This window comes from Streptomyces sp. NPDC004667 (assembly GCF_040609475.1).
Classification (GTDB): domain Bacteria; phylum Actinomycetota; class Actinomycetes; order Streptomycetales; family Streptomycetaceae; genus Streptomyces.
In genome coordinates this window covers 1-11067 of the sequence record NZ_JBEXKC010000141.1, presented here as the reverse complement: position 1 = coordinate 11067, position 11067 = coordinate 1, and the positions used below count along the sequence as shown (strand labels likewise).

Here is an 11067-nt window from a genome sequence, read left to right as displayed (position 1 = left end):
AAGAACACGCTGCACGACGTGACCAGCCGCTTCCACCTGCGCAACCGCTCGCACGCCGTCGCCTACGCGATCCGCGAGGGCTTCATCTAGACCCGCCCTCTCCCGGCCCCCGCGCCGGGACCGTGTCCCACCGCACCGTCCCGATTGGCTGAACCATGCCCCCCGTGCCCCTCGACGAGGACGACGACCCGACCCGCCCCGCCCTCACGGTCGCGCTCGAAGAACCCGGGCACCGCGCCGGGCCCTTCCCCGCAGCACACCTCCCGAACGCGCCCCGGGCCTGATGCGGTACCGCATCGCCGTACGGGTGGCCGTGGCCGCCCTGTTGAGCACGGCGCTCTTCGCGCTGCCGCTGGCGTTCTACGCCCGTCACGCCTACCTCCACGAGGCGGATTCGGCGGCGCACACGCGGGCCGTGGCCCTGGGCACGCTCATCGCCGACATGCCCGGGAACGAACCGGAGCTGGAACGGGCGCTGAAACGATTCGTCCCCCCGTCGCTGGGCGACGCGGTCTTCTTCCCCAACGGCCACACGGCCGGAATCGACATCAGCCCCGTCCCGCCGGAGGTGGCGCGTGCCGCGTCGCGGGACACGCTGACCGCCGTGCGCGAGCACCTGGGGGCCGGTGGCTCGGAGGAAGCCATCCTCATCCCGGTGACCAGCGAGGACGGCGAGCGCGTCGTCGTCGCCTCGTTCATCGACACCGATCGCGCCTGGCACGCCATCTACCGGGTCTGGATGGCGATCGCCGCCGCCCTGCTGCTGCTGCCCCTGTGTGCCGCCCTGCTCGCCGACCGGTTCGGGCGCAGTCTCGCCCGCCAGCTGAACCGCCTGGTCTGCGCCGCCACCGCAATGGCCGGGGGCGACCTCACCGTCCGGGTCGCCGTCGGCGGGCCGCCCGAACTGAGCCGACTGGGCACCTCGTTCAACACCTTGGCCAGCAGGATCGAGAGCCGGGTCGAGGCGGAGCGGGAGGCAGCCGCCGACATCTCGCACCGCTTGCGCACCCCGGTCGCGGCCCTGATGCTCCAGGCCCAGTCGCTGGCCGACCCCAAGGAATCGGCCCAGGTACTGGAGAGCGCACGGAGACTGCACCGGGAGGTCAGCTACGTCATCGAGTGCGCGCGCCGCCCCGCTCTGGAGCACCACGGGGAACGCTGCGACCTGGCCGGGATCGCCAGGGAGCGCGTCGCGTTCTGGGAACCGCTCGCCGAGGACCAGCTCCGTTCCTGCCGCTTCACGGTCACCGGCCGGCGTCACACCGTCCGTGCGGGGGAGGAGGGCGTGGCCGCCGCGGTCGACGCGCTGCTGGGCAACGTGTTCAGCCACACCCCGGACGGCTCCGCCCTCGCCGTGCGCGTCGACGGGCACGACGACGGCACGGTGACCCTGATCGTCGAGGACACCGGGCCCGGCATCGACCCGGCACACCTGCGACGCGGGGCCAGCGGATCGGGATCGAGCGGGCTGGGTCTGGACATCGTGCGCCGCCTCGCCCAGTCCACCGGCGGTTCCCTCTTCCTGGAGACCCCGCGCGGAGGCGGCGCACGGGTCCGCGTCGCCTTCGGCGCCCCCTCCCGGCCGACGCCCCGGGAAACGCCCGCACTCCCGCCGTCCCCGCCCCGCACCCCGCACTCCGCCGAACCGGCGGACGCACCCAGGGAACGCCCGGCCGACTGACCGTGCGGACGGCGGCCGGATCACTCGAAGACGATCAGCGGGTCATGGCACGAGTTCCAGGCGACGACGGCCTCCTGGAGCCCGTCAGGCCGCGGCTGCTGCCCGTCGAGCGCCAACGTGCACGTGCGGTCGAGGCCGTCGTCCATCGAGACGACCCGGCACACCAGCGCGGTGTACTCCTCCGGCACGCAGGGGGGCGGGTCGGAAAGGAAGATCAGCTCGCCGTCCGCGAAGAGGGCGTGCACGACATCGTCGGCGACGGCGTTCCCCAGCGCTTCCTGGCCCCCCATGTCGGGAAGGTGCAGCACGCTCCGCGGCGCGGGCCCGTCCGCGTCGCTGTCGGAGTGGTCCTGCGCGTCGTAGGACGTGACCGATGCCGCGGGGACGGGCTCCTGCTCGTCATGCCACTGCGACGGGCTGTCGGGGATCACGTGGAGGATGAGGGCCTGCTGCCGCTCCGTCATGGCGTCCCATGCGGCACGCTTGTCCGCGCCGCTGGCCGTGGTGAAGTACGACCGGACCTTCTCCCGGCAGGCCTTGAGGGGCTCGCTCTCGTCGATCTCGGACCTACGGCGCTCGTCGAGGTCGGGGCGCTCGTAGCAGACCGCGCTGACCGGATCCCGTGGCTGGTGGCCCCTGGCGCACTCCTCGAAGAACGCGAGGATCGCCGCTTCCTCACGCGCCCAGTCCGCGAGGATCACCGATTCGGTCCTCAGCACCGCACGCGCGTCCTCCGTCAGCGACTTCCATTTCCTGAACCGCTCGTCCAGACCGTCCGTGGGGAAGGAGGCGAGGAACGTGTCCGTCGCGGAGGCGTCCGGCCCCGGAACGGCCGGCTCCAGCTTTTCCTGTACGTAGGCACGCTGCTCCGCCGAGAGGCCGGCCAGGTAGTTGACGAACGCGTGCGGCCCGGCCAGGGTCGGACGCATGGCCCTCGCGTCGTGGAGGGCGAGTTCGTTGCCGAGCGCGATGTTCTCCATCAGCCGCGCCGCGGTTGCGGGCCGCATCCTCTCCAGCTTCCGCAGCACATCGGCCGCCTGATCACGCGTGTCAGGGTTCCTCAGCAGGTCCAGCAGCCGACGAGCCTCCGAGGACGCCTCGTCGATCCGGGCCTGGCCTTCCGGGGAGGCACCCGCGGGCAGGGTCGTCGTCATGTTCGCCACTCCCTGGAGCCCCTCCATCGGCAGGCAGCAGACCAGCCGGAGCTCGCCGCCGCCCCGCACCAGCTCGCCGCCCAGCAGCCCTTCGCAGCGGTGCACGCCCTCGCGGCAGGTCTCCGGCGTGCCCTCACACAGCCGGATCGCCCGCGGAGTGGTGGCGGAGGAGCCGATGTAGTGCACGTCGGCCTTCGACGTGGCCGCCGTCGTGATCATCTGGAGTTCGTGCGGGTCCAGGGGCTTGAGCATGAAATTGCGTATGGCCACCGGCACGGCGTCCGTGAGGGGCGAGGCGGCGAACACCCGGCGCGCCTCGTGCCCGTTGCCGTTCTGCGAAACGATCTCCATGGCGACGCCGATGGAGAGCTTCTCGTTCTCGTTCGCGTACACGCTGACGGCGGCGCCGCGGGGCACGAACGTGTCGGGCCCTGAGAACGTCCCGTGACCGACGACATAGCGAGGCATCCCGACCTTCTTCCGTAATCTCCGCCAAAGTGCCGGACTCAGCCTCCCCCGCCCGGAAGGGGGCCCACAGCGGTGTCGGGGCACCGAACAGGGTGGGCCGGGCGGCCCTTTGTGATGCCTCGAACGGAGGACCGCCTGCCGGCCGCTGCCCTTCCGCTTCGGCCCTCTCGTCCCCTGATCAGGGGACGAGAGGGGACGCGGCCGCTGGCAGGCTTGCCGCCAAGTGGCGGGACGATGCCGCGGACCCGGGTCCCGGAGGTTTGGAGTGAAGGATGAGACTGGCTCTCGGCGTGCGCGCCTGGGTGGGTGCCGTTGTGGCGGGTGCGTCGCTCGCCGTGTCGTGTGCGGGAGTGTCCTCGGCGGCGGAGCCGGTGGACGGAGGCGGCAGGCAGCCCCCGCAGTGGCACGGGTGCGCGGGCGGTGACCGTTTCAAGGGGCTGGAGTGCGCGACGCTGAAGGTTCCCCTGGACTACGCGAAGCCCGGGGGCAGGAAGATCGACTTGGAGATATCCCGTGTGAAGGCGGCCGATCCGGCCGAGCGCCGGGGGATCCTGTTGATCAACCCCGGCGGGCCGGGAGGGCACAACGACATCCACCAGCCGTACTACTTCGCGCACGGACGGCCCGAGGTAGGGCTGAAACCCGTGTCGAAGGCCGTCCTGGACCGGTATGACCTGATCGGCTTCGATCCCCGCTTCTCCGGACAGAGCACACCCATCACCTGCGGACTGCCGGACGACGGCTTGGGCGTGCCGAGCGGGAAGGGGTTCGAGGCGGACGTGGCCAGAAGCAGGACGGTGGCGGAGAGCTGCGGGAAGGAGGCCGGATGGGCCCTCCCCTACATCAGCACCAGGAACAACGCCCGCGACATGGATTCCATCAGGCAGGCCCTCGGTGCGGACAAGATCAGTTATGCGGGCAAGTCCTACGGTTCCTACCTGGGCATGGTGTACGCGGACATGTTCCCCGAGCACACCGACCGGTTCGAACTCGACGCGGTCATGGACCCCTCGACGGTCTGGTACGAGGGCATGCTCGCGAAGGGGCCGACGGGGGAATTGAAGCTGGACCGCTTCTCGGCCTGGGCCGCGCCCCGGAACGAGGAACTGCACCTCGGCGACACCCCGGCCACGGTCCGCAAGACCGTTCTCGACCTGATCACCCGTCTGGACGAGGAGCCGGCGGACGGCGGAACGGTCAACGGTGACGTCATCCGCGAAGTGGTCCAGGCTTTCGACAACGACGCGATCGCCCGGGAGATCCAGCGGTGGTCCTCACCGCAGCCTCCTCAGCCGGCCCCCACGGCCGCCCCTGACGAGCCGGCGGCGGATGCGCCGGCGGGAGAGCATCCGGACAACTACCTCGCGGTCAAGCTCGGCACGATGTGCGGAGACGCGCAGTGGCCCCGCGACCCGGCCGTCTACAAGAAGAACCTCGAGGAATACGCCAAGAAGTACCCGATCGCGGGCGCGATGGTCGCGAACATCCTCCCCTGCGCCTTCTGGCCCTCCCAGCCGTCGGAAGAGCCCGTCCTCGACCCCTCTCACGCCCCCGGGCCGATGCTGCTCTCCAGCGGCCTGTACGACTTCGCCACCCCGTTCGCGGGCGCGGAGCGGGCTCAGGAGCTCCTGCCCGCGGGGACACGCATGATCAAGATCGACACCGTCGCCCATGTCAACTACCGCACGGGCAACCCGTGCGTCGACGACCCTGCCAACACATTCCTCGCCACCGGCAAACTGCCCGGCAAGGACCTCACCTGCCCGGCGACCGCTTCCGGAGGCTGACCCTCGACCCCGGTGCGGTGTCGCAGCCCTGAAAGCCGGGGCCACGGCGTTCCCGGAACCCGCGGACCGTCCGGGCAAATGCGGCGCACTCGCCACGTGCCCCATCTCGTGCCCGTCGGGCACTGCTGGAGGAGAAGCCGGGCTGGCTTCATGGGAGGGGCGCATGAAATGCGTCGTTCTATGCCACCGCACTACGGAGACGACATGGCAACCGGCACGGTCAAGTGGTTCAACAGCGACAAGGGATTCGGCTTCATATGCCAGTCCGTCACCCCGGGCAAACCGGCTCCGGCCGATGTGTTCGTCCACTACAGCGCGATCCTCGGCAAGGGCTACAGGGAGCTCGTCGAGGACGAACCCGTCTCCTTCGAGGTCGAGATGGGGCCCAAGGGTCCGCAGGCCGTCAACGTCGTCCGTACCTCCCAGGACAAGACCGCACGGTAGTTCCCGGGGAAGAAACGGGAAAACCGCCGTCGGCGATACCACCGGTACCGCCGACGGCGGAGCCGTGCCCGGTCCCCGCACGGCTGCGGCCCGGTTCTTCCTCCGCTCGGAGCCGAGGCCCGCTTCGGCCACGGCGGTCGCCGTGTACAGCCGTGGATGCCCGGACGCACCCCGGGGGAGAGCTGGGGAGAAGGCTGCCCGATGGGCTGCCCGAACCGCCCATGCGCCCGTGCACTCCGGGGCACAGGATGGAACCCGGTCCCCGGTCGGGCAACTGGCGGATTACACCGTCGGCCGGGGGTCCGGCGGCCCCCGGACTCATCCCCCCGGTCCGGCGGGCCGTCATCCGGTTGCGCCGGACGACTCGCGTCCCGTACAGGCCGGTCGCAGGGGTGGCGTGCGCCGCCGCGGGCGGCGGCCAACCGTCGCGTTCGTGGTGCCTCGAAGGCTCGGGAGCGGCGATGCCGACTGGCCCGACGGACCACATGACGATCCGGCACCTGATCCTCCACCACCAGGGTCGGCAGGTCTGAACGGGCAGACCATGAAGCATCGTTCGCGGTGCGCTGAGCTGCGTCCGGGGCTGTGGTGGGGGGTGTGGCGGACGGCGAGAGTGGATCCCAAGCCCGCACCCGGAGGAGGATCGTCATGGCATTTCGTATCGACCGTGTCGTGGGCGCGGAGGGAGCAGCCGCGCTCATCAACCGCTACCGTGCCGAGCTGCGCGAACAGGACCTGCTGCCCGACAAAGTAGCACTCGCCATAGCCTGCGAGGCCTACGCGGACGGCAACGTCTACGTGGTGGCCCGGCCGGGCCAGGTGTGGATCCGGCGGACCGACGACGAGAACGAACCGCGTCTGCTGCGGATCGTCTCCGTCACCAGCGCGGGCGCCGGCGGCCACACCGCCTTCTGCCAGGAGCCGCTCGGGATCTTCCACATCGTGCCGCTGAGCCAGCTCGGCGAGGAATTCGTCCTGACGGAATGGCCGGTGGCCGCACGCATCTGAACCGCTCCGGAGCACTCCGGTCGACGGATCCCCCGCACCCCGTGGGGAAACAGCCGGCGGAGGAACCACGGTCCAGCCGGTCGTTCCCCCGATCGGGGGAACGACCGACTGGACCGTATGCGGTTCCACTGACATTGATGCGTCTGTCGACCGGCGTCGGGCCGAAGCCGGGGCGCACTCCGGGCGGTGAGGTCGTGGTGTGTGACGAACAGTCGGTGGCGGGAGCCTCCGGGAAGGACGCGCTCGTCACCCTGTGGAACGACGACGGATCGGCGGCCGTGCGCTTCCGGTCCGGGCGGTGGCAGGGACGTCCCCGAGCGACCGGGGTGCGGATCGAGCAAGGCAGCCCGGAAGAAGCCGCCGCCGTTCTGCTGCGGGAGCTCCCCGGCTGGATCGCGGTCACCGACGGCGCGGTGGCCGGCGCTCTGGTGGCGGCGGGGGCCGAAGTGCGGCGCCGGTCCCACCGCTACCGATGGGATCTGGACGCGCGCCGGCCCGACCACCGGTGGCTGCGGCCGCCACTCCCCCCGACGCTCACCCTGCGCCCCGCCGCGGACATTCCGGTGGAGGACGTGCACGGGCTGTGGCTCGGAGCGTACGCGGCGGGCCATCCCGACCGGGTGCGCTACCGGCGGGCCGAGGTCGGGCTCGCGGAGCTGGCAGGTCTGTGGCGGGGGGATCTGCTGGGCCCCATGCTGCCCTTCAGCTCGGTCGTCACCGACGGCCGGGGGCCGGTCGCGGTGATGACAGCGCACGCCCTGGGAGCCCCGCTGATCACCCAGCTGTTCCGGGACCTCACCCCACGCGGACGGGGGATGGGCCCGCTTCTGATCAGATACGCGTTGGCCGCTGCGGCGGAGTCCGGCCTGCACGGTCTCGGCGGTTCTGTGACGGCGGGCAACCGGCGCTCCGGCCGGCTCCTTGAGCACATCGGCTTCGAATTCGTCGGCGACGCCGTCGACCTGGACCTCCCGCCGCTGTCCCGTACACCCGAGAACTGACGGGGGCTGCCGTGTCCCGACCCACCCTGCTCGTCGTAGACGGCCCCGGCGGGCCCACCCCGGACTGGTACCTGCCCAGGCTCTGTCCCCACTACGACGTCCACATCCTGCGCAGCCCGAGCGGCAACGCCGTCGCGGACGAGCGGCGCTGGCGTCCCATCGACTCCTGGTGCCCGAGTTCCGCCGTGCAGGAGGGCGACGACCTCACCGACGTCATCGTCGCCTATGCCAGGCTCCACGACGCCGACGGCATCGTCGCGTTCAGCGAGATTCCCGTGGTCGAGGCCCACACCGCCGCCGGAACGCTCGGCCTTCCGGGCAACCCCCGCGGTTCCCTGGCGGCCCTGCGCAACAAGCGCGAGCAGCGGGAGAGGCTCCGGGCGGCCGGTGCGCCGGTGCCCCGTTTCGCCGAGGCCCGCACGCTCGAGGAGTTCGAGCAGGCCCTGGCACGGGTCGGTGTCCCGGCCGTCCTCAAACCGGTCGTCGGTGCGGGCAGCATGGCCACGTACGCCGTCGGTTCCGGTGACGAGCGCGACGCACTGTGGGACGAGGCCTGCCGGGCGTACGCCGCCGACCCGCGGGCCGACGGTCCCCCCGCGTTCATCCTGGAACAGCGGCTCATCGGCTCCCAGTGGTACCCGGATCCCCGCTACGGCGACTACGTCAGTGTCGAGTCCATCGTGAGCCACGGCGAGATCTCCCACCTCGCCGTGACCGACAAGCTGCCGATGTCCCACCCGTTCAGGGAGAACGGCGGCATGCAGCCGTCCGTCCTGCCGGCCGACCGGCTCGCCGACATCGAGAAGTGCGCCACGGTGGCGATCGAAGCCATCGGCATCACCGATTCCGCGGTCCACACCGAACTGAAGCTCACCGCCGAAGGCCCGGTCGTCATCGAGGTCAACTGCCGCATCGGTGGCTGGATGGCAGAACTCCTCCACCTCAGCGCCGGTTACGACTACGTCCGGGCCATCGCCGCGACGGCGACCGGACGGCCACTGCCCCCACCGCCCGTCCCGCACCGCTACGCCGCCTACTTCATCCCACAACCCCCCGACCACCCCGTCGTGCTCACCGCGGTCCCCACCACCGACGAGATCCTGGCGATACCCGGGGTCCAGGACACCCTGATGCCGCACGCGGTCGGCACGCTGCTCTCACCCGAGCGCGGAAGCTCCAACTATCTGGCCTGGGTGACCGCCGCCGCCGACCGGCCTCGGCAACTCTTCGACTGCTTCGACCGGCTGACCACCCGCCACCTCTTCACCCACCGCAGCCCGGACGGCCCCGCAGCACGCTGACCTCGCCCCGCCCGGGCCGGAAGACCCCAGCCGGCACACTGCGGCGGCGGCAGCTTCAGGCCGGAGTGTGTGCCTCAGGCGATGAACGCCCGCTCCCCCGATCGGCATCCGTCCGTCTGATCGTCGGCTCTCTCCACTCGGCTGTGCCGAGCACGTCCTGGAGCATCCGGGTGTTCAGGCGGGCGAGGGCGGACCGCAGGACGTACGGACCCAGGACGCGCGCCTCGCCGCCGACTGCACGCCCGTCTCAGACCCCGCGACGGGGGAAAGGCCCCAACGGACCGGCGCGCGGGCCCCTTGGTGTGCCCGCGCGGGCACACCTCTCCGGCCCCGGCGCACCACGATGGGACGCTGCTCACGCCAATCGACGCGAAGGACGACATGAATCCCCGACTTCTCGCCCGGCGGACCACCGGACGGCGCGTGCCCTTGCGGGCAGTCGCCTGTGCCGCGGCTCTGCTGGCCCTTCCGGTCGCCCCGCTCGTCGCGACCTCCGTCGCGCACGCCGCAGCCCCGGCCCCGGCGGGCGCCTTCACCCAGAAGCTGACCAAGACTCCCGGAACCAACCAGGTCACGTTCTCCTTCACCCCCGCGCCCGACAACAAGGACTCCCGCTTCGTCGACGTCCACTACGTCGTCAAGGGCGCGCCCGAGGGAACCCAGAGTTTCCGCATGACGCGCGGGGACGACGGGACGTGGAGCCGGCAGGCCTCGCTCTCGGGTCCCGACTTCGAGTACTGGTACACCTACGCCGACGCGAAGGGCGCGGCGGTGGACACCGGCAGGTTCGACAAGGACGGGAACCCGCAGAACACGCCCCCGCCCCCGGACGGCGCCGGAGCGTTCCCCCTGAAGGTCCAGACGCCTCCGGGCAAGGACCTCTACCTCACGGTCGTGGGCCAGGTGACCCCGGGCCACTACTCCTTCCTGCGCCCGGACGGCACGACGATCCCCGTGTACCACCCCGCCGACGGTGACCAGGACACGGAACACAAGGACGGCAAGACCTACCCGAAGATGTCCTTCAAGGTCTCCGGCGGCGCGAACGGCATCAGCCTTCCGCCGTCCATGGAGGGCGGCCGGATCTTCGTCTCCGACCAGCCGCTCCTCATGGACGCGGCCCGGAACGCGTCCGGCGGGTACGACGACTCCGGCTACGTGCAGCCCGATGCGAACAACCCGCAGGACCCGAACCGGGACACCCGCTACGACTTCTTCGAGTTCACCTACCGGCACGACAAGATCGCCTTCGGCGGCAACACCACCCAGGTCGACGGCTTCTCGCTCCCGATGACCGCCGAACTGAAACAGGATTCGTCCGGCTTCGACAAGAAGGTGGGCATAGCGGGGAAGAGCGCGAGCGAGGTCATAGCGGCGTACAAGGACTCACCCGACGTCGGCCAGGCCTTCAAGAGCCTGGTCAACTCCGCCGGCACCCACATCAGCGCGCCCCGGTCCTCGCCGCAGTTCCGGGACGGGGGCGCGTCCGCGCACTACTTCGATGCCACGATCGACAAGGCATGGGAGAAGTGGGCGTCCGGCTTCACCCTCGCCGACGGGGACACCACTTACCGGGGTGCCACGAAGACCGGCGCCGACGGCCGTCCGCAGCTGGCCTTCACCCGGTTCGAGAAGAAGGACGGCAAGGACGTGGAAGCCGGCAAGGGCGCCGTCAACAAGCCCTCGACCGCGGACGTGGCCGCCTGTGCGGGCGCGCTGGCCTCCGGCAGCGACACGGAGAAGTTCGTCGAGGCCCGCCTGTGCGCCGCGTTCAACCGAGGGGTGGCGCTGAACGATCCCGCCACCTGGTCGGACGCGTCCCGGTACTACGCCAAGGGCACGGGCGTTCCGTTCAACGACTACGCCGCCTTCTTCCACTCGATCAGCCTGGACGGCCTCGCCTACGCCTTTCCCTACGACGACGTGCACGAGAAGAGCTCGGTGATGATCCTCCCGAACGCCGACACCCCGACGAGCCTGACGCTGACGCTCGGAGGCTGATCCGCTCCGCTCCCGGCACCCGGTGACCGCCGGCCGGGAAGCGGTCCCGCCGTCGCCTACCGGCGCCGTCCTCCCGAGGCCGAGGCCGAGGCCGGCGCCGGTGCGGGCGCGGGCGCGGCCGGGAGATCCATCTCCTCCAACGCCTTGCCCTTGGTCTCCGGCACCCATTTGAGGATGAAGGGGATCGAGAGCAGGGCGAAGGCCGTGTAGATCAGGTAGGCG

The 11067-nt window shown here is 70.9% G+C and carries 8 protein-coding genes and 1 pseudogene; 8 read left to right on the top strand and 1 reads right to left on the bottom strand.

Annotated elements, in window-relative coordinates:
- Both ABZW32_RS37205 and ABZW32_RS37200 read left to right on the top strand, forming a co-directional pair.
- Positions 1 to 90 (top strand): annotated as a pseudogene (locus ABZW32_RS37205) (DNA-binding response regulator); the annotation flags it as partial.
- A gap of 193 nt (positions 91 to 283) precedes the next feature.
- Positions 284 to 1681 (top strand): HAMP domain-containing sensor histidine kinase, encoded by a 1398-nt coding sequence (locus tag ABZW32_RS37200; protein ID WP_356224952.1) that lies wholly within the window; start codon positions 284 to 286, stop codon positions 1679 to 1681.
- 20 nt (positions 1682 to 1701) lie between these two features.
- Here ABZW32_RS37200 and ABZW32_RS37195 read toward each other — a convergent pair whose 3' ends face one another.
- Complete coding sequence (locus ABZW32_RS37195; protein ID WP_356224950.1) at positions 1702 to 3303, bottom strand: hypothetical protein; 1602 nt, start codon at positions 3301 to 3303, stop codon at positions 1702 to 1704.
- Between the two features lie 272 nt (positions 3304 to 3575).
- Here ABZW32_RS37195 and ABZW32_RS37190 point away from each other — a divergent pair, with 272 nt between their 5' ends.
- From ABZW32_RS37190 to ABZW32_RS37165, 6 genes are all read left to right on the top strand, one after another.
- Entirely contained in the window at positions 3576 to 5090 is a 1515-nt protein-coding gene (locus ABZW32_RS37190; protein WP_356224949.1) for an alpha/beta fold hydrolase, read from the top strand.
- A gap of 204 nt (positions 5091 to 5294) precedes the next feature.
- Positions 5295 to 5534, top strand: a complete 240-nt coding sequence (locus tag ABZW32_RS37185; protein ID WP_356224948.1) for a cold-shock protein — start codon at positions 5295 to 5297, stop codon at positions 5532 to 5534.
- A gap of 648 nt (positions 5535 to 6182) precedes the next feature.
- Positions 6183 to 6542: a hypothetical protein gene (locus ABZW32_RS37180; protein WP_356224947.1), complete on the top strand. Its 360-nt coding sequence runs from the start codon at positions 6183 to 6185 to the stop codon at positions 6540 to 6542.
- A 137-nt stretch (positions 6543 to 6679) separates the two neighbouring features.
- Entirely contained in the window at positions 6680 to 7543 is an 864-nt protein-coding gene (locus tag ABZW32_RS37175; RefSeq protein ID WP_356224946.1) for a hypothetical protein, read from the top strand.
- Positions 7544 to 7554: 11 nt separating this feature from the next.
- Entirely contained in the window at positions 7555 to 8844 is a 1290-nt protein-coding gene (locus ABZW32_RS37170) for an ATP-grasp domain-containing protein (protein ID WP_356224945.1), read from the top strand.
- Between the two features lie 381 nt (positions 8845 to 9225).
- A complete protein-coding gene (locus ABZW32_RS37165; protein ID WP_356224943.1) occupies positions 9226 to 10845 on the top strand; it encodes a beta-1,3-glucanase family protein in 1620 nt (539 codons plus the stop codon).
- Positions 10846 to 11067: the final 222 nt, after the last annotated feature.